Consider the following 24,670-nt stretch of genomic DNA (forward strand, 5'->3'; position numbering starts at 1 on the left):
AGACGAGAACCGCTACTCGGTCTGCTCGTCGGAGTCGAACGTCACCGTGACCTTGTCGTCGGCGTCGATCGTGATCTTGCCGGGGAAGTTCAGGTACGTGTCCCACACCTGCTGCCCCGCCACGGCACTGCCGTACCAGGAGGCGTCGAACGAGCCGTCGATCCGGCCGTCCGAGGTGTAGAAGTACGAACCGCTCTCATCGACCTCGACGGTCGGGGGAGAGGTGAGCGTCCAGGTCACCGGGCCGACACTCGTGAACTGCTTCTGCTGCCAGTCCGGCATGACGCCACAGGTGGTGTCGAGCGTGGTGGCGTCGAGGCACTTCTCGATCATCGCGACGACCTGCTTCGTGACCTCGGTCGTGAGCGCCTCGGTGGCGGTCACGTCGATGTCGATGAAGGCCGAACCCTCGCCGGCGCTGTATGAGCTCAGCGTGATGGTCTGGGCGTCGCCCTGCAGGTACTTGCTCTCCGGCGGAGCGACCGTGTAGATGGCCGGGTAGGCGAACAGGCTCTCGTCGGACGCGCCGTCGAAGTTGACGCCGTTGACGCTGAACGCCGTGCCACCGAGACCGGTGTAGACGTTGATGCTGCCGACGAGGGAGCTGGCGAGCTTCCACTGGTCGAAGAACAGGAACTGCTTGCCTTCGCTCTCGAGCGTGACCGAGTCCTCGTACTTCTTGCCACCGAGTTCGTACGTGACCTGCACGCGTGCCTCGCCGTTGCGGTTGTAGACGCGGCCAACCTCAGGGTTCTTGATGCGCTCGTCGGCGCCCTTCAGGACCTCGTTGGTGAGCAGTGCGGTCGGCTTGACGGCGGCCGGAGCCTCGGCTTCGGCGTCCGCATCCGGATCGGCCGACGCGGACGGGTCCGGGGTGGCCTCGGGCTCTGCGGACTCGTCGTCGGTGCTGCCGACGATCGAGGGGTCCGGTGCGACGAGGCTCGTCGCGAGCTTCGCGTCGCCGGCGGCGATGGCCTTGAGGTATTCCTCGACCTTCGCCTGCGGGCCGAACGCCGTGGTGTTCAGCACGCTGATGGTGATGGCGGCGGCGGCGATGAGTACGAGTGCACCACCGGCGATCGACGACCACAGGATGATCCGCTTCTTCTGCTTCGGGTCCATCGGCTGCTTCGGAGCGCCGGTCGCGTACGGGTTCTGCGCCGTCGCGTACTGGCCGTTGGGCTGCTGGCCCTGCTGGCCCTGCTGGTACGGGTTCTGGGCGCCGGGCTGCTGACCGGTCTGCTGACCGTAGGGAGCCGGGGGCGCCTGGTTCGGCGTCTGCTGCTGCCCGGACTGGTACGGGTTCTGCTGACCCTGCTGACCCTGCTGGTACGGGTTCGGCGTCTGCTGCTGGCCCTGCTGGTACGGGTTCGGCGTCTGCTGCTGGCCGGACTGGTACGGGTTGGGCTGCTGCTGACCCTGCTGGTACGAGGGCTGCTGGTCGCCCTGGGACGGCTGGTTGTGCTGCTCGCCCGGGTTCGGTCGGCCTGGTTGCTGTGGTGTGGTGTCGTCGTTGCTCATGGGCGGGTTCCCCTCGTTTCGGACCATGAAGGTGCTCATCAACTTAGCAGTCGGTGTGCATCCCCTGAGAGTGATTGCGCCTCCTGAGCATGGGGAGTAGTACCCATCTCCGGCGCGCGCGAGCCGGGGACGAGCCGGGTGCCGACCGCATGCGCGAGGGGCGCCGCCAGCGTCCCGCGGTCGACGACGACCACCGCGTCGAGTCCCTGCCAGCGGGCCGTCTGTTCGAGGAGCTCCGCGAGGCGTGCTGCGATCGCGTCGTCGGCGACGGGACGAAGCCCTCTGGCGACGGCATCCTGGTGTCCACGCTCGAACCAGGCGGACTGGACCCGCAGGACCCCGGACTGGCGGTCGCTCTTCAGATCGACGCGCGCGACGATCTCGCCGTCGATGAGCACCGGTAGCACGTAGTAGCCGTAGATGCGCTTGGGCTCCGGCGTGTAGATCTCGATCCGGTAGTGGAGTCCGAACATGCGGAGGGCGCGTTCGCGGAACCAGACGACGGGGTCGAACGGGCTGAGCAGCGCGGCCCTCTCGATCCGCCGCGGCCGTCGGGCGTCGCGGTGCAGCCACGCTTCCTGCGGCCCACCGCGTCGGTCCCAGCCGGCCACGGTCACGGGTTCGAGGACTCCGGCGTCCACGAGCTCGTCGACAGCTCGGCGGACCGCGGTCTGCGGCTTGATCCGGAAGTAGTCCGCGAGGTCCGCGACGGTCGCGACGCCCTGCGCTGCCGCTGCCTGCTCGACGAGCGCACGGATCGCGTCGGGCCGGGCGATGTCGAGGTCGAGGAGGTGCTGCGGCAGCACGTGCTCGGCCAGCGCGTACCGGCGCTCGGACCGGTCGCGACCGGCCGTGACCACCTCGCCGTAGAGGAACAGGACCTCCAACGCCCGTTTCACATCGGACCATCCCCACCAGGGTCCGCGTCGGACGTTCGCGTCGTGTTCGATCTCGCTCGCCTTCAGCGGCCCCTCGACGCGCAGGAGCGCTCGGACCCAGTCCAACATCTCCGTGTTCTGGCTCGCCCAGGTGGTCTCGTCGCCGGCATGCTTCGCGCGGTGCGCGTCCATCCGCCACCGGAACAACGGCCACGAGTCGCGGGGGATGAAGGCCGCCTCATGCGCCCAGTACTCGAGGTAGGGCGCGTCGGCTCCGAGGGTCAGCCGATCCAGCAGCGTCTTGTCGTATCCGCCGAGCCTCGCGAACAGCGGCAGGTAGTGACTGCGCTCGAACACGTTGACGGAGTCGATCTGCAGGAGACCCAGGCGATCGATCGTCGAGCGCAGGGTGCGGGTACCCGCCGGAGTCGTGCGCTGCGGGGCGCCGAACCCTTGCGCACCGAGCGCGATCCGTCGGGCGAGGGCGGGGGAGAGGGAAGCGGACACGGCCCGACGCTAGCACCGGCGTCGGACACCCGCCGTGCACCGGCGGAAGCACCGCCGCCCGACCGGCGTCCGCATGCGCTCACCGGCATGTGCCAGCCATACACTTGAGCAATGGCGGACGACACTCCGAAGACCTGGTGGGGACGCTTCCTTCCCGAAGCGGCCTCGCCCGTGCGCGAACCGGACCTGAGCGGATCGAGCAGCGTCCCGCGCGGCATGCGCGTGGCCGCAGCATGGTCCTGGCGGATCCTGCTGGTGGCCGCGGTCGTCGCGCTGCTGGTCTTCCTCGTCGTGCAGCTCCGGCTCATCGTGATCCCGCTGCTCATCGCCGTCCTCGTCTCCGCGCTCCTGAAGCCCGTCGTCGACGTCCTGGTGCGTCACCGCTGGCCGAAGGGTCTCGCCATCGCGCTCGCGATGGTCGGCACGCTCTCCGTGGTGAGCGGGCTGATCTTCCTCGCGATCTCGCAGATCACCTCGCAGTTCGCCTCCGTGCAGGCCCGCACCATGACCGCCTACGGCGACTTCAAGGCCTTCCTGCTCGCCAGTCCGTTGCACGTGACCGAGACACAGCTCAACGACTTCATCGCCCAGGCGTTCGACTCGCTCCAGCAGGACAGCCAGGTCCTGCTCTCGGGCGCCCTGTCGATCGGTTCGACGCTCGGCCATGTCGCGACGGGCGTCTTCCTGACGCTCTTCTGTCTGCTGTTCATGCTCATCGACGGTCGGACGATCTGGCGTTGGACGGTGCGCGTCTTCCCGCAGCGGGCACGCCCCGCGGTCGACAGCGCCGGTCGCGCAGGTTGGCGGACGCTCGGCAACTACGTCCGCACGCAGATCCTCGTGGCCTCGATCGACGCGGTCGGTATCGGACTCGGCGCGTTCTTCCTCGGCGTCCCGCTCGCGATCCCGGTGGCCGTGCTCGTCTTCCTCGGCTCGTTCGTGCCGATCGTCGGCGCCGTGGTGACCGGCGCCGTGGCCGTCTTCCTCGCGCTCGTCTACAACGGTCCCGTCATCGCGCTGCTCATGCTCGGCGTCGTGCTCCTCGTCCAGCAGCTCGAGGGCCACGTCCTGCAGCCGCTCATCATGGGTACGGCCGTCAAGGTCCACCCGCTCGCCGTCGTCCTCGCCGTCGCGGGCGGCACGCTCGTCGCCGGCATCCCCGGCGCCCTGTTCGCGGTGCCCGTGGTGGCCGTGATCAACGTGATGGTCCACACCATCGCCAGCGGCACCTGGCGGACCGGCGGCAGTGCTCCTCCGGAACCGGGTGCCGACGGCGCCATCTGGCAGACCGTCCCGACCCCCAGGCGAATCCGTCCGGGCTTCCGCTCGTCCCACGAGCCGCAGGATCGCCCAGGCGATCAGGAGCCCCAGCACCCCAGCGAAGACCTCCGAGAGACCTCGTCCCCAGAAAGTCCAGGACCCCGCACACCATGACCGATTCAACGACCACCACACCCGTGTTCCCCGGCCCGTCGCTCGCCGCGTTCGAGCGGGCCAGGGACACCCTCGTCGGCACCGTCCAGCGCACGCCGATGGAGAGCTCCCGCTACCTCGCCGACGTCCTCGGCGTGCCCGTGCACCTCAAGTGCGAGAACCTCCAGCGCACCGGCTCCTACAAGATCCGCGGCGCGTACAACCGCATGTCCAGCCTGACCCCCGAGGAGCGGTCGCGCGGCGTCGTCGCGGCCTCAGCGGGCAACCACGCGCAGGGTGTCGCCTTCGCCGCCCGTGAGCTCGGCATCACCGCGACCATCTTCATGCCGGTCGGCGTCCCGCTCCCGAAGCTCGCCGCCACGCGCGACTACGGTGCGCACGTCATCCTGCGCGGCCACACGGTGGCGGAACCGCTGATCGCCGCCGCCGAGTTCGCCGCGGAGACCGGTGCCATCCTCATCCCGCCGTTCGACCACCCGGACGTCATCACCGGGCAGGGCACGCTCGGGCTCGAGATCCTCGAGGAGGTCCCCGACGTCGAGACGGTCATCGTGCCGATCGGCGGCGGCGGGCTCATCTCGGGTGTCGCGGGTGTCATGAAGCAGCGCGCGGCTCTCGAAGGACGCACCATCCGCGTGATCGGCGTCCAGGCGGCGAACGCGGCCGCGTACCCGGCGTCGCTGGAAGCCGGAACCCCGACGACCATCACCGTGCAGCCGACCATCGCCGACGGCATCGCCGTTGCCCGCCCCGGTGAGCTCAACTTCGAGATGATCAGCGCCCTCGTCGACGAAGTCGTCACCGTCAGCGAAGACGACCTCGCCCGGGCGATCGTCGTCCTCCTCGAGCGCGCCAAGCTCGTCGTCGAACCTGCCGGAGCCGCCGGTGTCGCGGCGATCCTGGCCGGGAAGATCGAACCGACCGGCACGACGGTCACCATCCTCTCCGGCGGCAACATCGACCCGCTCCTGCTCCAGCGGGTCGTCAGTCACGGCCTCGCGGCGTCGGACCGCTACCTGACGCTGCGCATCCCGCTGCCCGACCGACCGGGGCAGCTCGCACGGACGGCGGAGCTCGTCGCGCAGGCCAACGCGAACGTCATCGAGGTGCTGCACACCCGACACGGCCACGGCTTGCAGATCAGCGACGTCGAACTCGAGCTCAGCATCGAGACGCGCGGGCCCGACCACCGCGACCTCGTCGTGCAGACACTCCGCGAGGCGGGGTACGACCCGCAGATCGTCGACGACTGATCCGACCGACGGAACGCAGCAGGGCCCCGCCGTATCGGCGGGGCCCTGCTGCGTCTGGTCGGTCGCGAAGGCGCGACGTACCGGATCAGGAACCGGTGTAGGTCTCCACCGCGCTGATCGACACGGTGATCTCCTTGCCGTTCGGCGCCTCGTAGGTGGTCTTCTCGCCGATCTTCAGACCGAGGATGGCGGCGCCGAGCGGGCTGCCCTCGCTGTAGACGTCGAGGTCGGTGTTGCCGGCGATCTCGCGGCTGCCGAGGAGGAACCGCTCCTCGCCGCCCGCGACGACGGCCGTGATGACGGTGCCGGACTCCACGACACCACTGGACTGCGGTGCCTCGCTCACCTTGGCGTCGCGCAGCATCTGCGTGAGCGTCCGGATGCGGGCCTCCTGCTTGCCCTGCTCGTCCTTCGCGGCATGGTAGCCGCCGTTCTCCTTGAGGTCGCCCTCTTCGCGAGCCGCTTCGATGCGCTTGGCGATCTCCTCGCGGCCCGTCGTGCTGAGGTGCTCGAGTTCCGCCTGCAGCCGGTCGAAGGCCTGCTGGGTGAGGAACGTCTCCTGGATCTGCTCGGACACGATGGAACTCCTTTGCATGGTGGGTCCGCACACGACGGCCGAAACGCCCGTCATATGCCAGACGCCCCGGCGGAATGCCGGGGCGTATGAAGTACTGCCTTCGAGTATCGCACGATCGGCGCGCGAGTGCGGTGCACGCGCCGACGCCGTCGCGGGTCAGGAGCGGCGCTCGACCACCCAACAGGTGTCGACGACGCCGGTGTTGCTGAGCTCCGTGGTGCGGACGCTCTCCGTGAAGGTGCGGGTGCGCTGCTCGGACGGCGGCAGCTCGACGACCTTCCATCCGACGACCGCGAACTGCTCGTTGAGCGCCTGGACCGAGCAGGCCATGGGGGTGTCCTGCGGACCGGTGACCTCGAAGGACACGCTGACCATCGTGTCGTCGACGATCTCGTGCGCCGTGTTGCGCGACTCGATGCTCGGCCGACTGCCGTCGAGACCGGCCCACACGACCCACGCGATGAAGACGACGGCGAACGCGGCGGCGGCCAGCCAGATCAGGCGGCGGTCGCGGGCACGGTTGCCAGGGGTGCGTCCGTATCGCGCCGCGATGGCGTCCTGAGGGCCGGCATCCTGCAGGGGAGAGGTCACGTCACGGGCTCCGGTTCGAACGGTTAAGCTGGACCAGGAGTGCGAGACGCCTCGAGGTCGACACCTCAAGCGTATTGCCTCTTCCTGGATGCGGAGTCCCGACCGCGTCGTCACGTCACGAGTCGCGAAGCGGTCCCCTCGCGCAGACCAGCCGGAAGGCGGAGCACCATGACCATGAGACTGCTCGCCGTGCACGCGCACCCCGACGACGAGTCGAGCAAGGGTGCGGCGACCCTCGCGCACTACCGGAGCCTCGGCGCCGAGGTCATGGTCGTCAGCTGCACCGGTGGTGAACGCGGCGACCTCCAGAACCCCGGACTCGCCGACGTCGCGATGATCGAGCGCGACCTCCCCGGCTACCGTCGCCTCGAGATGGCCGCGGCGCAGGAGATCCTCGACATCGAGCACCGGTGGCTCGGCTATCAGGACAGCGGGATGGCCCGCGACGACGGCACGGTCCCACCCGCGAGCTTCGCCGACATCCCCCTCGAGGTCTCGACCGGTGTGCTCGTGCGCATCGTCCGCTCCTTCCGGCCGCAGGTCATCATCACCTACGACGAGAACGGGGGCTACCCGCACCCCGACCACATCCGGTGCCACGAGGTGAGCGTCGCGGCGTTCGAAGCGGCGGCAGATCCCACGCGCTATCCCGAAGCGGGCGAGCCCTGGCGGGTCGACAAGCTGTACTACGACCGCTCGTTCAGCCCCGCCCGGCTCGAGGCCGTGTACGCCTACCTGTTGGAGCACCACCCCGACGACCCGGCGGTCGAGCGACTGGCCGAGATGCGCGAGTGGATGGCCGGCCGGCCCGATCTCGCGACGACGCACGTGCGCGTCGGCGACTTCTTCGAGGCGCGCGACGCCGCGCTCCGGGCGCACGGCAGCCAGGTGCCGCCAGACTCACCGTTCTTCTTCTGGCCCAACGACGTACTCCGTGCCGCATGGCCGTTCGAGGACTACCAACTGGTCACGTCGCACGTCGCGTCGACCACCCCAGAGTCGGAGCTGTTCGACGGCATCGACACCAGCGAAGGAACCGCATGATGCACCACCTGTTCACCGAGGTCCTGTTGGCGGTCACGCCGTCGCCGTCGCCCTCGCCGGCGTTCGACGAGAACCAGGTGACGCCGGGACCGTGGGGCTTCGTGATCACCTTCGCCATCGCCGGCGTCGTCGTGTTCCTCGTCATCGACATGGTGCGTCGCGTGCGCCGGGTCAACTACCGCGCGGAGATCGACGAGCGGCTCCAGGCCGAGGTCGCCGAGCGGGCAGCCGCGGACCGCGCGGGAAGCGACACCGGTGAGGCGGCCCCCGCAGGCGTCGAGGACGACCCTCGCCCGCCGTCGGACCAGTCGGCCCGCTGACACCACCACCGCGACGCCTCGCCGCGCGCCGGGCCGCCGGTCGTCAGCGGTTGTAGACCGGGTCGATCGCGATCAGCAGGATCCCGGTCCAGTGGCAGAGGAACGCGAGCACCGTGCACAGGTGGAAGAGCTCGTGGAACCCGAACCGCCCCGGCCAGGGGTTCGGTCGCTTCATCGCGTACATGACCGCGCCGACCGTGTAGAACAGGCCACCGGCGGCGACGAGCACCATCGTGGCGAAGTTGCCGCGGGCGATGTCGCCGAGGTACGCGACCGCACCCCACCCGAGTGCCAGGTAGAGCGGGACGTAGAGCCACCGCGGGGCGTTGATCCAGAACACGCGGAAACCGATGCCGAGGAGCGCGCCGCCCCAGACGAGCACGAGCAGGAGGTTGCCCTGCGCCGGTGGTAGCGCGAGCACGGCGAGCGGCGTGTAGGTGCCGGCGATCAACAGGAAGATGTTGGCGTGGTCGATCCGCTTGAGGAGGAGCTTGACCGAGGGACGCCAGGAGAACCGGTGGTACAGCGCCGAGTTCCCGAAGAGCAGCATCGAGGTGAGCACGAAGACCGTCGAACTCCACTTCGCGGCCGCGCCCTGTGCGAGCACGACGAGGACGATCCCGGCGACGATCGAGATGGGGAAAATCCCGGCGTGCAGCCATCCGCGCCAGGTCGGTTTGACCTCCTCCGGTGCGGCGGCATCGTCGGCGGCGACCTCGAGCAACGGCAGCTTCGGCAGCTCGGGGTCTCCACTCGTCATGGGTCCAGGATACGGGGTGGCACGGAACGCGTACTGGGAGCGATGCAGGAAACTGCACTAGCGTTGCAGGGTGATGACGAGGCATTCCGCACCGGTGGACGGCTTCCTGTACGGCGTCTACGCACGGCGCCTCCGGAAGGCGCTCACTCCGCAGACGCTGCCGCACCATGTCGCGATGATCATCGACGGCAACCGGCGGTGGGCCAAGCAGCTCGGGTACGACACAGCGGCGCACGGCCACCGGGCCGGTGCGGCGAAGATGCGCGAGTTCCTGACCTGGTGCGACGACCTCGGCATCGGCGTCGTCACCCTGTACCTGCTGTCGAGCGACAACCTGGTGAACCGCGCACCGGACGAGCTGGACGACCTCGTCGACATCATCGCCGACCTCGCCGAGGGGCTGTCTCACTACCGTGACTGGCGCGTGAAGCACGTCGGTTCGAGCGACGGTCTCCCGGAGTCGTTGCGCACGGCGTTGACGAGCGCGGAGGAGCGCACGGCCGACCGTGCCGGCATGCACATCAACCTCGCGGTCGGCTACGGCGGCAGGACCGAGATCGTGGACGCGATGCGCGCCATCGTCGCCAAGCACCACCTCGAGGGTCGGAGCCTGGAAGACCTCGCGGCGCTGCTCACCCCCGACCTCATAGGTGAGCACCTCTACACGGGAGGCCAGCCCGACCCCGACCTCGTCATCCGCACCAGCGGCGAACAGCGGATGAGCGACTTCATGCTCTGGCAGAGCGCCCACAGCGAGTTCTACTTCGTCGAGGCGCTCGGGCCCGACCTCCGCGAGGTCGACTTCCTCCGCGCCCTCCGCGACTTCTCGAGACGGCAGCGGCGGTTCGGCGGATGAGCCGTTCGACTCCGGCCTCGGAGCCGGACGAGCCGGAGACGGCGTCCCGGTTGGAGACCTTCCAAGCGGGATTCGGTGAGGTCGACGGCTATCTCAACTACGGCAGTGTCGGTCCGTTGGCGGCGTCCGTCGTCCTCGAGGGCAGCCGCTGGAACGACGTGCTCGCGAGTGCGACCCCCGGCACGCTCGGCGCGGTCGACGTGCAGGACGAACGGATGCGGACCGCCGTCGGGACACTCACCGGGTTCCGAGCCGACCAGGTCGTCGCCCAGCCCAACACCTCGCAGGGCCTCATGCACGCGATGTTCGGCCTGAGCGGCACGGTCCTGCTCTCCCGCCTGGAATACCCCACGCTGCCGCTCGCCGCGGAGCGGGCCGCCGAGCACCGGCACCTGCTCACGCCGAGATGGCTCGAGACGCGACGCGGACACGTCACGGCCGAGAGCGTGCGCGAGCAGCTCGACGACGCCGTCACCGCCGTGGCCGTGAGTCTCGTCGACTACCGCACCGGATACGTCTGCGACCTCGAGGCCGTCCGCGAGGCGATCGGCGACCGCCTCCTGATCGTCGACGCCATCCAGGGCTTCGGAGTGGTCGACGCCCCCTACGCCGTCGCCGACGTGGTCGCCTCGGGCGGGCAGAAGTGGATGCGGGCGGGCTGGGGCACCGGATTCCTCGCCCTGAGCGACCGCGCCGTCGAGCGACTCGAGCCGGTCTTCTCCGGCGTGACCGGCACCGACGAGCCCTGGCCGTTCAGCGCGACCCCGGCACCGAGCCGATCGGCGCGCGCGTACTCGATCACCAGGCCCGACCCGCTCGCGGCGGCGCGGTTCGCCGCGTCGCTGGAGGACACGGTCGCCGTCGGGACCGCGACGGTCCACGCCGCGATCGCCGAGCTCACGGCCGAGGTGATCGAGCTCGCGGACGAGTTCGGCGTCGCGGTGGTCTCCTCGCGAGACGAGCACGAACGCGCGGGCATCGTCGTCCTGGAGCCGGAGGAGTCCGTCCTCGACACGCTGTGGACCTCGCTCGAGAACCACGGCGTCACCGCGACGATCCGCGCCGGGGCCGTGCGGCTCAGCGTGCACGCCGGTACCAGCCGGCAGACGCTGGACCAGCTGCGCGGTGCGCTGCTCTCGTTCGCGACGGCCGCGAGCTACTGAGCCGCCGTCCGACCACCGGCGGGCCAGGAGACGGCCCCCATCTGTTCACCTCCCCGTAACAGGACACGGGGCGTGTCGTCGCGTCGATGTCGGCGGCCGGACGTACGTTCATCTCATCGGGCATGGAGCCCGGTCGAGACGGCCACACAAGTTCGGCTCGAAACCCTGCAGGCGGCCGTTTCGCACAGTGATCCGAGCATCAGATGCTCGGGGTGGGAGTGGTTGTGGCCTCGCGAGAAATCCAGAACACGTCAGCCGGGACCGAGACGCGGGACGCGTCGACGAGACCGAGCCGGCGACCCGCCGACCACACGGCGAGCGGGGGAGATCAGGCGCAGGCCGAGATCACCTACGTGCTCGACACCTCCGTGCTGCTGTCGGATCCCAAGGCGCTCTTCCGGTTCGCCGAGCACGCCGTCGTCATCCCGGTCGTCGTCATCAGCGAGCTCGAGGGCAAGCGCAACGACCCCGAGATCGGCTACTTCGCACGTCAGGCACTCCGCATCCTCGACGAGCTCCGCATCGAGCACGAACGCCTCGACTTCCCGATCCCCGTCGGTGACGGCGGATCCCTGCGGGTCGAACTCAACCACTCGAGCATGGCCTCGCTGCCGTCCGGTCTCCAGCTCGGCGACAACGACTCGCGCATCCTCGCGGTCGCGCTGAACCTGGCGAACGACGGCCTGACGGTCACGGTCGTGTCCAAGGACCTGCCGCTGCGCGTCAAGGCGGCCTCCATCGGTCTGCAGGCGGAGGAGTACCGGGCGGAACTCGCGGTCGACTCCGGCTGGACGGGCATGTCCGAGATCACCCTCGGCTCCGAGGACATGAGCACGCTGTGGGAGCGCGAGGAGGGGATGACGCCGATCATCGAGGGCCTGCCGATCAACACGGGCCTCGTGATCCACTCGGACCGGGGATCCGCACTCGGGCGGGTCACGGGCAAGCGCAGCTACAAGCTCGTCCGCGGCGACCGCGACGTCTTCGGTCTGCACGGACGCTCGGCCGAGCAGCGGCTCGCGATCGACCTCCTGCTCGACCCCGAGATCGGGATCCTCTCGCTGGGAGGTCGAGCCGGGACGGGGAAGTCCGCGCTCGCCCTCTGCGCGGGTCTGGAGGCCGTCCTCGAGCGACAGGCGCACAAGAAGATCATGGTGTTCCGCCCGCTGTACGCGGTCGGCGGCCAGGAGCTCGGGTACCTGCCCGGCGACCAGGGCGAGAAGATGAACCCCTGGGGACAGGCGATCTTCGACACGCTCGGCGCGGTCGTCTCGCAGAACGTGCTCGACGAGGTGGTCGAACGGGGCATCCTCGAGGTGCTCCCGCTGACGCACATCCGCGGCCGGTCGCTCCACGACGCCTTCGTGATCGTCGATGAGGCGCAGTCGCTCGAGCGCAACGTCCTCCTCACGGTCCTCAGCCGGATCGGGCAGAACTCGCGGGTCGTCCTCACGCACGACGTCGCCCAGCGCGACAACCTGCGCGTCGGCCGACACGACGGCGTCGCCTCGGTGATCGAGACGCTCAAGGGGCACCCGCTGTTCGCGCACGTCACGCTGACGCGCTCGGAGCGCTCGGCCATCGCGGCACTCGTGACCGAGATGCTCGAAGGGAACGAACTGGCCTAGCGGCCGTCGGCGGAGCGGGCTCGCGAGGCTCGCTCCGCCGGCTCCGGCCGCCTGTGGAGAACGCCGAGGGCCGGCACGAGGATCCTCCTATCCTGACGGGATGCCCTCGCGAACGACCTCCACCGGCAGGCGGCGCCGCCCGCGTGTCGCCACCGCGGCGATGGCCGGCTCGACGCTGCTGCTCGTAGCCGTCACCATGGCCCGGCTCGGCCCCGACCCGCGTCCGGTCGTCATCGTTCTCGTGTGGCTCGCCTGCATCACGCCGCCGCTCGTGTGGATCGACGTCGCGGAGCGGAGGCTCCCGAACCGTCTCGTGCTGCCGGCGCTCGCCATCGCGGTGCCGGTCACCGCGGTCGATGCCGCAGTGCGCCAGGTGGCCCCGCTCGAACCGCTCCTGATGGGGTTCGCGGTCGGCGCCGTCCTGTACGTGTGCGCCCTCCTCGGCGGGCTGGGCATGGGGGACGTGAAGCTCGGCGCGCTGCTCGGCCTCGCGGTCGGCTGCTTCGGGACGTCCGCGGTGCTGCTCTTCGCGGTGGTGTCGGTCTCCTCGGCCGGCCTCGCGGGTGCGGTCGTCGTGTTCCTCGCACGCTCACGTGGCGGCTCCGCCGGTTGGCGCACGCGCATCCCGTTCGGCCCGTTCCTGCTCCTCGGCTGCTGGAGCGCGATCGCCGTCTCGGCGTGACCACACGGACGGAGACGGCCCCGGAACCGCGAGGGTTCCGGGGCCGTCCGGTCGTTCGACGAGCGGGTCGACTCAGCCGGGATGCGTCATCGAGAGGACGTCGAGGGCCGTGTCGAGCTGCTCCTCCGTGATCTCGCCGCGTTCGACGAACCCGAGGTCGACGACGGCCTCGCGGACGGTCAGACCCTTGGCGACGGAGTGCTTGGCGATCTTCGCCGCCGACTCGTAGCCGATGATCTTGTTCAGCGGAGTGACGATCGAGGGCGAGGAGCCGGCGAGTGCCGCGGCGCGGTCGAGGTTGGCCTCGAGGCCGTCGACGGTCTTGTCGGCGAGGACCCGGGTCGCGTTCGACAGGAGACGGATGCTCTCGAGGAGCGCCGTGCCCATGACCGGGATCGCCACGTTGAGCTCGAAGGAGCCCGAGGCGCCGGCCCAGGCGATGGTCGCGTCGTTGCCGACGACCCGGGCGCCGACCATCAGGACGGCCTCCGGGATCACGGGGTTCACCTTGCCGGGCATGATCGAGGATCCCGGCTGGAGGTCGGGGATGTGCAGCTCGCCGAGACCGGTGTTCGGGCCGGAGCCCATCCAGCGGAGGTCGTTGCAGATCTTCGTGAGGCTCACCGCGATGACGCGGAGTGCGCCGGACGCGTCGACGAGTCCGTCGCGCGCTCCCTGCGCCTCGAAGTGGTCGGTCGCCTCCGTGATCGGCAGCTCGGTCTCCTGGGCCAGGAGTTCGATCACCAGCTGCGGGAAGCCCTTTGGGGTGTTGATGCCCGTGCCGGTCGCGGTTCCGCCGAGCGGGACCTCGGCGACGCGGGGGAGTGCCGTCCGCACCCGCTCGATGCCGAGCCGCATCTGGCGGGCGTAGCCGCCGAACTCCTGCCCGAGGGTGACGGGGGTGGCGTCCATGAGGTGCGTCCGGCCGGGCTTCACCGCGGTCTTCCACAGCTCGGCCTTGCGCTCGAGCGACACGGCCAGGTGGTCGAGGGCCGGGATGAGGTCGTCGATGAGGGCGCTCGTGACCGCGATGTGCACCGAGGTCGGGAAGACGTCGTTGGAGGACTGCGAGGCGTTGACGTGGTCGTTGGGGTGCACCGGGCTACCGAGGCGCGCGCTCGCGAGTGTCGCCAGGACCTCGTTCATGTTCATGTTCGACGAGGTGCCGCTGCCGGTCTGGTAGGTGTCGACCGGGAACTGCGCGTCGTGCGCGCCGGTGATGACCTCGTCGGCCGCTGCGGCGATCGCGTCGGCGACACCCTGGTCGAGGACGCCGAGCTTGGCGTTGGCGAGTGCCGCGGACTTCTTGATCCGGGCCAGCGAGGCGATCTGCGCCGACTCGAGTCCGCTGCCCGAGATCGGGAAGTTCTCGACGGCCCGCTGCGTCTGGGCGCCGTAGAGCGCGTTCACGGGGACCCGCACCTCACCCATGGTGTCGTGTTCGATGCGGTACTCGGTTGCTGAGGTGTCTACCACGCTGTTCGTTCTCCTTCGTGCGATTGCGATGGTGGGTGCTGCGCCGGACGGCGAGCGGATGGTTATTCGGGGACCGTGACGTCGCCGATGACGATGTCGGCCATGGCGGTCCCCTCGAGGAGCTTGTAGTTCGCGCCGATGATGGCCACCGTGCCGGCGGCGACCGCGTCGCTGATGAGCTCGGACCTCGAGACGACCTCCATGACGGTACGCCGCAGGTGGCGGCGACCGACCTCCGAGGAGTCCACCGCGGCCGCGTCGATCGGGGCAGGTCCGGCGACGGCGCTCACCGCGGGGACGATCTGCTGGATGAGCCGGTCGATGTACGGCGGGAGCGGGACGGCGTCCTCCGCCTGCGAGTCGATCGCCGCGCGGACGGCACCGCACTCGTCGTGCGCGAGCACGAGGATGAGCGGGACCTGCAGGACGCCGACGGCGTACTCCAGGGTGCCGAGCACCGAGTCGGAGACGATCTGGCCGGCGTTGCGGACGACGAAGAGGTCGCCGAGTCCCTTGTCGAAGATGATCTCGGCCGCGAGACGGGAGTCGGAGCAGCCGAAGATGACCGCCTCCGGGGCCTGGGAGTGCGCGAGCGTGGCGCGGCGTTCGACGTCCTGCCGGGGGTGGGCGGGCTGACCGGCGACGAACCGCGCGTTACCGCGCTGCATCTCGCGCCAGACGGCACCGGGGCGCTTCTGGGTCATTCTGAGTCCGTTTCTGCGGGGGCGCCCGACGGGGCGTCGAGGTTGGCGGCGACCCCGGTGCGCACGGAGCGTGCGACATCGAGGACGTACTCGGACTTCGCCGTGCCGAACACGGCGATCGTGCTCCGACCGGCGATGGTCGACAGGGCGTACGCGACGTTGCCGTCGTCGGAGCCGCTGCCGTTCGCGTATTCGACCCACTCGACGCCGTCGATGGTGACGGTTCCGGTGGGCCGGGCTTCGTCGAGCTCGGCGAGGAGCCAGGTGTCGTTGGCGTCCACGCCTTGGACGAGGCCGACGAACTCGTCGTCGGGGGAGATGAGTCCGACGTTCCATGAGCGGATGTCGGGTGTGCCGGCGACCGGTGACGCTGCGGTGCGGACGTCGGCGTAGTTGCTGCCCCAGTCGTCGCCGAGCTCGGGGGTGAGGAGTGGGACGGGTAGGTCGGGCTGCGCCTGACCGGCGAGCTGCGCGTAGTCGACGGTCGGGCGTTCCGGGGCCTCACCTCGGGGCACGGCCAGCACGATCACGACCACGAGGCCGACCGTGGCCAGGAGCGACAGGACGAGGTTGTTGACGGTCTTGCGCGAGCGGTAGAGGCGGGAGTTCTCCGCCTTGCGGTCGGCGGTCTCCTGCGGCGTCTCGGGGCGGCCGAGCTCGGCCACGACGCGCGGCGGCTTGGTGTCCTTCACCGCGATGCGTCCGGAGTGCCGGGTCCGAGCTGGGCGGCGCGAGCCGCGTCCAGCCGTGCCTTCGCGCCGATCAGCCACTCCTCGCAGCGCTGGGCGAGCTGTTCGCCGCGCTCCCAGAGCCGGAGGGAGTCCTCGAGCGACGCCGAGCCCTGCTCCAGCTCGGACACGACACGCACGAGCTCGTCGCGTGCCTGCTCATAGCTGAGCTCCTGGACATCGGAGGGGGTTGGCATGCTTCTATCCTATTCGTCGTCGGTCCGGGCGGCAGCCGTGGCCGGGCCGGTACTGGAGGCGCCGATCGCGCCGGAGGCGAGGGTGACCAGGAGCTCCGTCCCGGCGGGGGCGTCGCCCTCCGCGCGGATGACCGCGCCGCCCGGGACACCGGCCTCCGGGTCCGCTCGCTGGACGATGGCGTAGCCGCGGTCGAGCGTGCGCTGCGGCGACAGGGCGCGGAGGTGCGAGCGGAGCTCCGTCACCTCGCGCTGGGAGCGCTCGACGGCGCGGTCGATGAGCTCGGCCCCCCTGGCGACCGTGCGGGTCAGCTCGTCCGCCCGCGAGTCGACGATCCAGGACGGGTCGGCGAGCGCGGGACGCGTCCGGAGCGTCGCGAGCCGGTCGATCTCGTGACCGAGCAACGAGGTCACCCGGGAGGACAACCGGACGCGGGCCTGCTGCACGCGAGCGAACTCCTCCGCGACGTCGGGGACGACCCGCTTGGCGGCGTCGGTCGGTGTGGAGGCGCGGAGGTCGGCGACGTCGTCGAGCAGTGGGCGGTCCGCCTCGTGGCCGATGGCGCTCACGAGGGGCGTGGTGCAGGCGGCCACGGCGCGGACCACGCGTTCGTCGCTGAAGCCCAGGAGGTTCTGGAAGTCGCCACCGCCGCGCGCGACGATGATGACGTCGACCTCGGGGTCGGCGTCCAGGGTCTGGATGGCGCTCACGACCTCGCCGGGGGTGCGGTCGCCCTGGACGGCCGCGTGGACGACGCGGAACCGGACCGACGGCCAGCGCAACTCGGCGTTTCGGAGGACGTCCTTCTCGGCGTCGGAGTCCTTGCCGGTGACCAGCCCGATGCACTGCGGGAGGAACGGGAGCGCCCGCTTGCGCGACGCGTCGAAGAGCCCCTCGTCGGCGAGCTGCCGACGGAGTCGTTCGAGTCGCTCGAGGAGGTCGCCGATGCCGACGTGCTTCATCGCCATGACCTGCATGGTGAGCGTGCCGCCCTTGAGCCAGTAGTTCGGCTTGACCAACGCGATCACGTGGTCGCCCTGCTTGAGGTCGGCGGGGATCTTCGCCCGGACGGACGACCAGATGGTGAACCCGACCGTCGCATCGATCTCGAGGTCTTTGAGCTTGCCGTAGACGTTGCCGCCCGAGGCGCCCCACTGCGTGATCTCGCCCTCGACCCAGACCGTGCCGAGGCGGTCGATGTAGTCGCGGAGCTTCGTGCCGAGGAGCGCGACCGGCCAGGGGGCTTCCATGGTGGCCGGTGCATCGCTCATCCCTCAAGCCTAGCCGCGAGCACCGACGGCGCGGGGTCGCGGACCACCCGACCGTTCACGGCCGACTCCCGAGCGCTGCCGCGTAGAATCCACACGTGACCGATCTCCGCGACGCCCCAGCCATCGGCCTCGGCATGCCGAGGCTCCGACGCATCGCCGGACGCCTCGCAGACCTCCCCGTCGCCGGCGAGAAGCGCGTCCTGCTCGCCGCCCCTCGTGGTTACTGCGCCGGCGTGGACCGCGCGGTCGTCGCCGTCGAGAAGGCGCTCGAGCACTATGGCGCGCCGGTGTACGTCCGGAAGCAGATCGTCCACAACGTGCACGTCGTCGATCAGCTCGAGGCCCAGGGCGCGGTGTTCGTGGAGGAGGTCGATGAGGTGCCGTCCGGCGCGCACATCGTCTTCAGTGCGCATGGCGTCTCGCCAGCCGTGGTCGATGCCGCCGCCGACCGTGGGCTGCTCGCGATCGACGCCACCTGCCCGCTCGTCACCAAGGTGCACCGCGAGGCCGTGCGCTTCGCCCGCGACGACTACGAGATCCTGCTCATCGGACACGAGGGGCACGAGGAGGTCGAGGGGACGGCCGGTGAAGCGCCCGACCACGTCACGCTCGTGACGAGCCCGGAAGCCGTCGACGACCTCGTCGTCGCCGACCCCGACAAAGTCGTGTGGCTCTCGCAGACCACGCTGTCGGTGGACGAGACCATGGAGACGGTCCGCCGCCTGCGCGAGCGGTTCCCGAAGCTCCAGGATCCGCCGAGCGACGACATCTGCTACGCGACCCAGAACCGTCAGGTCGCCATCAAGAAGGTGGCCCAGGACGCTGACCTCGTGATCGTGGTCGGGTCGGCGAACTCCTCGAACTCGGTGCGCCTCGTGGAGGTCGCCCTCGAGTACGGCGCGAAGGCCGCCTATCGCGTCGACTACGCGCACGAGATCCAGCAGGCCTGGCTCGACGGCGTCGTCACGGTCGGTGTCACCAGCGGCGCCTCCGTGCCTGAGGTCCTCGTCGACGAGGTCCTGGAAGAACTCTCCGGAGCCGGCTACGGCGCGGTGCAGGAAGTCAAGACGGCCGAGGAGGACCTCATGTTCTCCCTGCCGAAGGAGCTGCGCAAAGACCTTGCCGGCACGACCGATCCGCGCGCCCTGGGAGGGCGTCGACCATGAGCGAATCCCGCCCCCGTCCACAGTTCGGTGAGTACGCGTCCCCCGAGGAGCAGCGTGCCCGGATCGCCGAGCCCATCGACGAGCAGCGGGCGGAGGAGCTCGGCATCGCGCCGGTCGTCCCCGTCGAACGGCAACCGCGGCAGCAGCAGGAGCCGACCCTGCGCGAGCAGACGCGGGAGCAGACGCGTGAGCCTGGGGTGGTGCAGCCGGGTGCTCCGACCGTGGCCGCCAGACGACCCGTCGCCGGAGACCGGATCGCGACGTCGATCCTGCTCGGACTCGGCCTCGTCGGCCTGATCGTGACCATGCCGGGCCTGCTCGACCTCCCCGGCCTGATCCGCCCCGCACTCGTGCAGATGGGTGTCTCGGGGTACTCCTCGGACGGTCTCGCGAGCGCCATGGGCATCCTGGCGCTCGGTCTCCAAATCGCCCTGTGGGTGGGCGCCATCATCCTGTCGAGCCGATCGCTCCGCGCGGGTCGACTGACCTTCTGGATCCCGCTCGTCGCCGGCGTCGCGGCGAACCTGGTCGTGGTGATCTGTCTCGCCGTGGCCATGGGTGCCGACCCGGCGTTCATGGAGTACGTCCGCTCGCAGCAGCCGTAGTCGTCCAAACACGAAGAACGGGCCCGGCAGCGATGCCGGGCCCGTTCTGTTCGTGCAGGTGACTAGGAGGTGCTGGTGCCGTACGAGCCGAGCTGCTTCGTCGACTCCAGGACGCGAGCGGCCATCGCCGACTCGGCGACCTTGCCCCAGGCGCGGGGGTCGTAGACCTTCTTGTTGCCGACCTCGCCGTCGAGCTTCAGCACACCCTCGTAGTTCGAGAGCATGTAGCCGGCGATCGAGCGCGTGAACGCGTACTGCGTGTCGGTGTCGATGTTCATCTTGACGACACCGTTCGCGACGGCCTCGGCGATCTCGGCGTCGGTGGAACCCGACCCGCCGTGGAAGACGAGGTCGAGCGGCTTGGGGCCGTGGCCGTACTTGGCGGTGAGGCCGTCCTGGATGGTCTTCAGCAGCTCGGGCTGGAGCTTGACGTTGCCGGGCTTGTAGACCCCGTGCACGTTGCCGAAGGTGAGGGCGGCCATGTATCGACCCTGCTCGCCGAGGCCGAGTGCCTCGACGGTCGCGATGGCGTCGTCGAGCGTGGTGTACAGGTGCTCGTTGATGTCGTGGCTGACGCCGTCCTCTTCGCCGCCGACGACGCCGATCTCGACCTCGAGGATGGCGTTGATGGCCTTGGTGCGCTTGAGCATCTCGGTCGCGATCTCGAGGTTCTCCGTGAGCGGGACCGCCGAGCCGTCCCACATGTGGGACTGGAAGATCGGGTTGCGACCGGCCTTGACCTCTTCTTCGGAGGCGGCGATGAGCGGCATGACGAAGCCGTCGAGCGCGTCCTTCGGGCAGTGGTCGGTGTGGAGCGCGACGGTGACGGGGTAGTTCTTGGCGACCTCGGTCGCGAACTTCGCGAAGGCGATCGCGCCGGCGGCACGGTTCTTCACGGTGTGGCCGGCGAAGTAGTCGGCGCCGCCCGTGGTGACCTGGATGATGCCGTCGGAACCGGCCTCGGTGAGGCCCTGGAGGACGGAGTTGATGGTCTGGCTGCTCGAGACGTTGAACGCCGGGTACGCGAACCCGTTCGACTTCGCCTTCTCGAGCATCGCTGCGTACTGTTCCGGGGTGGCGACGGGCATGTCTTCTCCTTGCGTGGGGACGATTCGCCTTGAAGTCTAGTGACTCGGGCTCCGAGGCATACGGCACGATGGGGACATGATCGAGCGCACTCCGGACACCGACCTCCTCGACGGCTTCCTCGACGCCACGAGGGCCGCGGCTGCCGCCGTCGCGGGTCTCATCGGAGGTGGAGACGGCATGCGCATCGACGGGGTCGCCGTCGATGCGCTCCGCCGAGCGCTCGAATCGCTCCCGGTCGACGGGCGCGTCGTCGTGGGGGAGGGCGAGAAGGACCGGGCGCCCATGCTCTTCGTCGGGGAACGTTTCGGCACGGGAGCGGGGCCGGCGATCGACCTCGCCGTCGACCCTGTGGACGGCACGAAGCTCGCGGCCTCCGGGAAGCCGGACTCCGTCGCCGTGATCGCCATCGCCCCGCGCGGTGCCATGTTCGACATCGGGCCGGCGTACTACCTCGAGAAGCTCGTCGCCGCCGGCGGGGGACGCGAGTTGTCGCTGGCCGAGCCGATCGCGGTGACCCTCGACCGGCTCGCGGCCCGGCTGGGGCGGCCGGTCGAGCAGCTGCGGGTCGCGGTCCAGGACCGTCCTCGGAACGCGGCGACCGCCCAGGCCGTGACCGCCGCCGGTGCCGAGCTCGTGAGCTTCATGGACGGCGACGTCGCCCTGTCCCTCCGGGCCGCGGCCGCCGACGGCGACCTCGATCTGCTCCTCGGCGTGGGCGGAGCCCCCGAGGGCATCCTCACGGCTGCCGCTGTCCGGGCCCTCGGCGGCTGGATGACGGCGCGCTTCGCGCCGCAGTCGCCGGAGGAACGTGCGCGTCTCGTCGAGGCCGGGACCGATCTCGACCGCGAGGTCCCGCTCGACGAACTCTGCCGCGATGACGCCTGGCTGCTGCTCAGCGCCGTCACGTCGACCGCGCTCGCCGCCGGAGCCGAACTCGCCGAGGTCCGGGTCGAAGCGGACGGCGGTGTCATGGTCGAGTCCGTCGTCGTCGGTCCCGGGAGCCCGCTGACGAGGTCACGGAAGCGCCTCGATCGAGACGCACCCAGCGGCCTTCCCAGCCCGGTTCGATAGGCTGAAACCCTCATCCACCGAAGCGTCGTGTCCCACGAGGCGAGCGATCCATGGAGGATCCAGTGACCCAGCCTGAAACCGGCTCCCACTATCTGCAGCCCGACCGCAACCTCGCCATGGAGCTCGTGAGAGCGACGGAGGCCGCCGCGATCCGGGCGGCGCCGTTCATCGGGCGAGGCGACAAGAACGCCGCCGACGGCGCTGCGGTCGACGCGATGCGAGCCTTCCTCGGCACCGTCAACTTCGACGGCGTGGTCGTCATCGGCGAGGGCGAGAAGGATGAAGCGCCCATGCTGTTCAACGGCGAGCATGTCGGCAACGGCCGCGGCCCGTCCTGCGACATCGCCGTCGACCCGATCGACGGCACGAGCCTCACCGCCGCCGGCCGCCAGAACGCGCTCTCCGTCATCGCCGTGTCCGACCGCGGCAGCATGTTCGACCCGTCCGCGGTGTTCTACATGGACAAGATCGTCACCGGCGCCGACGGCATCGGTGTCGTCGACATCAGCCAGTCCATCGGCGACAACATCCGCGAGCTCGCGAAGGCCAAGGGCAAGCAGCCCGAAGACATCCGCGTCGCCGTCCTCGACCGACCGCGCCACGCGCAGCTCATCGAGGAGATCCGCGCGGCGGGTGCCGGGACGCGTCTGCTGCTCGACGGCGACGTCGCGGGTGGCATCAACGCCGCGCGCTACGACTCGCGGATCGACATGTGCGTCGGCATCGGCGGCACGCCTGAGGGCATCATCACCGCGTGTGCGGTGAAGGCGCTCGGCGGGCTCATCCAGGGCAAGCTCATGCCGAAGGACGACGCCGAGCGTGAGCGTGCGCTCGCGGCCGGTCACGACCTCGACCGCGTCCTCGGCGCGAACGACCTCGTCCGAGGCGACAACACGTACTTCGTCGCGACGGGCGTCACCCACGGTGAACTCGTCGACGGTGTGCAGCGCAAGGGGCCGATCATCCGCACCGAGAGCCTCGTGCTGCGGTCGCGTTCCGGCACCATCCGTCGCGTCGAGGCGGACCACCTCGCTGCGAAGTGGCTGTAGCCGCTCCTCCAGCGGAGCGAAGCGCCCGGTTCCACCTCACGGTGGTGCCGGGCGCTTCGTCGTGCGGTGCTCGTGCCGGTCAGTCCTGCAGCCGGTGTGCGAGTCGCGCCTCGAGCTCGCTCGGCTCGCCATCGGACGGCTCCGGCGAGGGCTGCGCCTCCGGTGCGGTGAGGCGCTTCGGTGAGGCGTCGCTCTGGCTCACCTGACCGATGACCGTCGCCTCGTCGAGGGCGTCGAGCTTGCGCGCCGTGACGAGCACGCGGGTCTCGAACGACGAGGCGAACTGGTTGTAGTTGGTGACCGTGCTTTCGATGGACCGGCGCAGGCGGTCGGCGTGGTCCGACAGCGTCGAGAGCCGCTGGTAGAGCTCCTTGCCGAGGTCGAAGAGTCGCTTCGCGTCCTCGGTGAGGACGTCCTGCTGCCAGGTGAACGCGACCGTCTTGAGGACCGCCCACAGGTTCACGGGGGAGGCGAGGGCGACCCGTTTGCCGAAGGCGTAGTCGAGCAGGCTCGCGTCGGCCTCGAGTGCTGCGGCGAGGAGCGACTCGCTCGGGATGAAGCAGATCACGAACTCCGGGCTCGACTCGAGGCCGCGCCAGTACCCCTTCGCGGCGAGGGCATCGACGTGCGACCGCACGGCCTTCACGTGCTGCGCGAGGAGGGCGGTGCGTCGTGCGGCCTCCTCGCCCGTCGCGGTGACGGGGATGGTGCTGGCTTCGAGGTACTGCGCGAACGGCACCTTCGCGTCGACGGCGAGGGACTTGCCGCCGGGGAGCCGCACGACCATGTCGGGTCGGCCGATGCCGTTGTCGGACGTGATGCTCGACTGCAGGTCGAAGTCGACGCGCTGCGTGAGACCGGCCGCCTCCACGACGTTGCGGAGCTGGGTCTCGCCCCAGACGCCGCGCGTGGCGTTGTTGCGGAGCGCCGAGGCGAGCGACTCCGTCGTGGACCGCAGGCGTTCCTCGGACTCCGAAGCCGTCTTCAGTTGTTGGGCGAGCTCGCCGTGCTGTCGGCTGCGCTGCTGCTCGAGTTCCGCGACCTTCGCCTGCATGTGCTCGAGGCTGTGCTGGACGGGCGCGAGTGCCTGCAGGACCTGGCTCTCCTCGTGTTCCTGTCGCGATCGTCGTTCGGCGTCGGCGCGGTGGCGCTCGGCGAGCTCGCGGTACTGCTCGCGCTGGGCGTTCAGCTCACGTCCGAGCCCGTCGGCTGTGGCGTCGAGTGCGGCGAGTTCGGCGCGCAGCGCGGCCCGGATTTCCGCCTCCCGGGCGGACGCATCGGCGAGGAGTTGCGCCTGCTGGCCGCGGAGGTCGGCGAGCTGGGCGGTGTGCCTGGCCTCGAGCAGCGCCGGGTCGACCGACCCCGCGCCGGCGCGCCGCTGCAGCAGGAGGACCGCCACGGCTGCGCCGATGACGAGTCCGATGAGGAGGCCGATCCCGAGGGCGAGTGCGCTGTCCATGCCCTCAGTGTGTCGCGGGCCGCCGACATCGGTCGGAGGCCGCGCGGCGACCGCGGGCTCAGGCGGCGACGGCCGTCCCGATCCGGCCGATCTTGACGCTCGTGAGCTGCGCGAGTTCGGCGATCGAGGAGGCGCCGTGACGGGCGGCGGCGTGGATGATGATGTGCGCGGAGGCCTCGGCGTCGCCGGTGGCGTCGTGGTGCTGGAAGTCGTCGAATCCGGCGGCGAGAGCCGCCACGGGGAGCCGGTAGGAGTCGAGTTGGTACGTCTTGCGGGCGACGTTGAGGCTGCACAGGTAGCTGAGGTCGGGGCAGTCGAGGCCGGTTGCGGCGCAGCCACCGCGGATGACGCCCATGTCGAAGCCGGCGTTGTGGGCGACGAGGGCGTCACCCTGGGCGAAGTCGAGCAGCGTGTCGAGCTGGTCCGCCCAACCCGGCGCTCCGAGGACGTCGGTCGCGACGATCCCGTGGATGCGGGTGTTCCACTCGAGGAACGCGTCGTGTCCGGCAGGGGGCTGGATGAGCCAGCCCGCGCGGTCGACGACGATGCCGTCGCGGACCCGGACGAGGCCCACGCTGCAGGCGGAGGCGGATGACGAGTTCGCGGTCTCGAAGTCGATGGCGGTGAAATCCAGTGGCACGTC

General features: G+C 70.0%; 25 protein-coding genes. 12 read left to right on the forward strand and 13 right to left on the reverse strand.

Annotation, left to right across the window (positions count from 1 at the left end; genetic code table 11):
• Nucleotides 1-12: 12 nt before the first annotated feature.
• Both GV015_RS19270 and GV015_RS10135 read right to left on the reverse strand, forming a co-directional pair.
• A complete protein-coding gene (locus tag GV015_RS19270) occupies nucleotides 13-1,521 on the reverse strand; it encodes a hypothetical protein (RefSeq protein WP_159878179.1) in 1,509 nt (502 codons plus the stop codon).
• A 38-nt stretch (nucleotides 1,522-1,559) separates the two neighbouring features.
• A complete protein-coding gene (locus GV015_RS10135) occupies nucleotides 1,560-2,906 on the reverse strand; it encodes a winged helix-turn-helix domain-containing protein (RefSeq protein WP_159878180.1) in 1,347 nt (448 codons plus the stop codon).
• A gap of 111 nt (nucleotides 2,907-3,017) precedes the next feature.
• Between GV015_RS10135 and GV015_RS10140 the strand changes: the two genes are divergently transcribed.
• Together GV015_RS10140 and ilvA are read left to right on the forward strand one after the other, a co-directional pair.
• Nucleotides 3,018-4,340, forward strand: a complete 1,323-nt coding sequence (locus GV015_RS10140; RefSeq protein WP_159878181.1) for an AI-2E family transporter — start codon at nucleotides 3,018-3,020, stop codon at nucleotides 4,338-4,340.
• Nucleotides 4,337-5,593, forward strand: a complete 1,257-nt coding sequence (gene ilvA / locus GV015_RS10145) for a threonine ammonia-lyase (protein ID WP_159878182.1) — start codon at nucleotides 4,337-4,339, stop codon at nucleotides 5,591-5,593. Before GV015_RS10140 ends, ilvA begins: the two co-directional genes overlap by 4 nt.
• A gap of 85 nt (nucleotides 5,594-5,678) precedes the next feature.
• Here ilvA and greA read toward each other — a convergent pair whose 3' ends face one another.
• Together greA and GV015_RS10155 are read right to left on the reverse strand one after the other, a co-directional pair.
• Nucleotides 5,679-6,170, reverse strand: coding sequence for a transcription elongation factor GreA (greA, locus tag GV015_RS10150; protein ID WP_229938696.1), 492 nt, complete (start codon nucleotides 6,168-6,170; stop codon nucleotides 5,679-5,681).
• A gap of 156 nt (nucleotides 6,171-6,326) precedes the next feature.
• Entirely contained in the window at nucleotides 6,327-6,761 is a 435-nt protein-coding gene (locus GV015_RS10155; RefSeq protein ID WP_159878183.1) for a DUF4307 domain-containing protein, read from the reverse strand.
• Between the two features lie 168 nt (nucleotides 6,762-6,929).
• On the opposite strand from GV015_RS10155, the gene mca reads away from it, so the two are divergent.
• Nucleotides 6,930-7,805: a mycothiol conjugate amidase Mca gene (gene mca, locus GV015_RS10160; protein ID WP_079706259.1), complete on the forward strand. Its 876-nt coding sequence runs from the start codon at nucleotides 6,930-6,932 to the stop codon at nucleotides 7,803-7,805.
• Nucleotides 7,802-8,125, forward strand: a complete 324-nt coding sequence (locus GV015_RS10165) for a hypothetical protein (protein ID WP_079705496.1) — start codon at nucleotides 7,802-7,804, stop codon at nucleotides 8,123-8,125. The genes mca and GV015_RS10165 overlap by 4 nt, the downstream gene beginning before the upstream one ends.
• A 43-nt stretch (nucleotides 8,126-8,168) precedes the next feature.
• On the opposite strand, the gene GV015_RS10170 is transcribed toward GV015_RS10165, so the two are convergent.
• Complete coding sequence (locus tag GV015_RS10170; protein WP_079705497.1) at nucleotides 8,169-8,885, reverse strand: hemolysin III family protein; 717 nt, start codon at nucleotides 8,883-8,885, stop codon at nucleotides 8,169-8,171.
• Between the two features lie 73 nt (nucleotides 8,886-8,958).
• Between GV015_RS10170 and GV015_RS10175 the strand changes: the two genes are divergently transcribed.
• From GV015_RS10175 to GV015_RS10190, 4 genes are all read left to right on the forward strand, one after another.
• The gene (locus tag GV015_RS10175) at nucleotides 8,959-9,741 is read left to right on the forward strand and encodes an isoprenyl transferase (RefSeq protein ID WP_064296447.1); all 783 of its coding nucleotides are present in this window, start codon (nucleotides 8,959-8,961) and stop codon (nucleotides 9,739-9,741) included.
• The gene (locus tag GV015_RS10180) at nucleotides 9,738-10,904 is read left to right on the forward strand and encodes an aminotransferase class V-fold PLP-dependent enzyme (RefSeq protein ID WP_159878184.1); all 1,167 of its coding nucleotides are present in this window, start codon (nucleotides 9,738-9,740) and stop codon (nucleotides 10,902-10,904) included. The genes GV015_RS10175 and GV015_RS10180 overlap by 4 nt, the downstream gene beginning before the upstream one ends.
• Before the next feature lie 203 nt (nucleotides 10,905-11,107).
• A complete protein-coding gene (locus tag GV015_RS10185) occupies nucleotides 11,108-12,532 on the forward strand; it encodes a PhoH family protein (RefSeq protein WP_159878185.1) in 1,425 nt (474 codons plus the stop codon).
• A gap of 100 nt (nucleotides 12,533-12,632) precedes the next feature.
• Nucleotides 12,633-13,214, forward strand: a complete 582-nt coding sequence (locus tag GV015_RS10190; RefSeq protein ID WP_159878186.1) for an A24 family peptidase — start codon at nucleotides 12,633-12,635, stop codon at nucleotides 13,212-13,214.
• Between the two features lie 72 nt (nucleotides 13,215-13,286).
• Here the strand turns inward: GV015_RS10190 and GV015_RS10195 are convergent, their stop codons facing one another.
• The 5 genes from GV015_RS10195 to xseA all read right to left on the reverse strand — a co-directional run bounded on the left by GV015_RS10195 (nucleotide 13,287) and on the right by xseA (nucleotide 17,588).
• A complete protein-coding gene (locus GV015_RS10195) occupies nucleotides 13,287-14,690 on the reverse strand; it encodes an aspartate ammonia-lyase (protein WP_159878188.1) in 1,404 nt (467 codons plus the stop codon).
• Nucleotides 14,691-14,752: 62 nt separating this feature from the next.
• Nucleotides 14,753-15,394, reverse strand: coding sequence for a carbonic anhydrase (locus GV015_RS10200; RefSeq protein WP_079705503.1), 642 nt, complete (start codon nucleotides 15,392-15,394; stop codon nucleotides 14,753-14,755).
• Nucleotides 15,391-16,086, reverse strand: a complete 696-nt coding sequence (locus tag GV015_RS10205) for a DUF4245 domain-containing protein (protein ID WP_159878190.1) — start codon at nucleotides 16,084-16,086, stop codon at nucleotides 15,391-15,393. The genes GV015_RS10200 and GV015_RS10205 overlap by 4 nt, the downstream gene beginning before the upstream one ends.
• Entirely contained in the window at nucleotides 16,083-16,319 is a 237-nt protein-coding gene (locus GV015_RS10210; RefSeq protein ID WP_159878192.1) for an exodeoxyribonuclease VII small subunit, read from the reverse strand. Before GV015_RS10210 ends, GV015_RS10205 begins: the two co-directional genes overlap by 4 nt.
• A gap of 9 nt (nucleotides 16,320-16,328) precedes the next feature.
• Complete coding sequence (gene xseA, locus GV015_RS10215) at nucleotides 16,329-17,588, reverse strand: exodeoxyribonuclease VII large subunit (protein ID WP_159878194.1); 1,260 nt, start codon at nucleotides 17,586-17,588, stop codon at nucleotides 16,329-16,331.
• Nucleotides 17,589-17,722: 134 nt separating this feature from the next.
• Here xseA and GV015_RS10220 point away from each other — a divergent pair, with 134 nt between their 5' ends.
• Complete coding sequence (locus GV015_RS10220; RefSeq protein ID WP_071261248.1) at nucleotides 17,723-18,754, forward strand: 4-hydroxy-3-methylbut-2-enyl diphosphate reductase; 1,032 nt, start codon at nucleotides 17,723-17,725, stop codon at nucleotides 18,752-18,754.
• Complete coding sequence (locus tag GV015_RS10225) at nucleotides 18,751-19,359, forward strand: DUF6264 family protein (RefSeq protein ID WP_159878196.1); 609 nt, start codon at nucleotides 18,751-18,753, stop codon at nucleotides 19,357-19,359. The genes GV015_RS10220 and GV015_RS10225 overlap by 4 nt, the downstream gene beginning before the upstream one ends.
• A 62-nt stretch (nucleotides 19,360-19,421) precedes the next feature.
• On the opposite strand, the gene fbaA is transcribed toward GV015_RS10225, so the two are convergent.
• On the reverse strand, nucleotides 19,422-20,447 hold the full coding sequence (fbaA, locus tag GV015_RS10230) for a class II fructose-bisphosphate aldolase (RefSeq protein WP_159878198.1): 1,026 nt from the start codon (nucleotides 20,445-20,447) through the stop codon (nucleotides 19,422-19,424).
• 76 nt (nucleotides 20,448-20,523) lie between these two features.
• On the opposite strand from fbaA, the gene GV015_RS10235 reads away from it, so the two are divergent.
• Together GV015_RS10235 and glpX are read left to right on the forward strand one after the other, a co-directional pair.
• Nucleotides 20,524-21,519, forward strand: a complete 996-nt coding sequence (locus tag GV015_RS10235; protein WP_159878200.1) for a fructose-bisphosphatase class II — start codon at nucleotides 20,524-20,526, stop codon at nucleotides 21,517-21,519.
• 50 nt (nucleotides 21,520-21,569) lie between these two features.
• Complete coding sequence (gene glpX, locus GV015_RS10240; RefSeq protein WP_064296437.1) at nucleotides 21,570-22,568, forward strand: class II fructose-bisphosphatase; 999 nt, start codon at nucleotides 21,570-21,572, stop codon at nucleotides 22,566-22,568.
• 79 nt (nucleotides 22,569-22,647) lie between these two features.
• Here the strand turns inward: glpX and rmuC are convergent, their stop codons facing one another.
• Both rmuC and GV015_RS10250 read right to left on the reverse strand, forming a co-directional pair.
• Nucleotides 22,648-24,027, reverse strand: a complete 1,380-nt coding sequence (rmuC, locus tag GV015_RS10245) for a DNA recombination protein RmuC (RefSeq protein WP_159878202.1) — start codon at nucleotides 24,025-24,027, stop codon at nucleotides 22,648-22,650.
• 58 nt (nucleotides 24,028-24,085) lie between these two features.
• The gene (locus tag GV015_RS10250) at nucleotides 24,086-24,667 is read right to left on the reverse strand and encodes an exonuclease domain-containing protein (protein ID WP_064296572.1); all 582 of its coding nucleotides are present in this window, start codon (nucleotides 24,665-24,667) and stop codon (nucleotides 24,086-24,088) included.
• Between the last annotated feature and the right edge of the window lie 3 nt (nucleotides 24,668-24,670).

Origin of the sequence: Plantibacter sp. T3, assembly GCF_902506515.1 — a bacterium.
Lineage (GTDB): Bacteria > Actinomycetota > Actinomycetes > Actinomycetales > Microbacteriaceae > Plantibacter > Plantibacter auratus.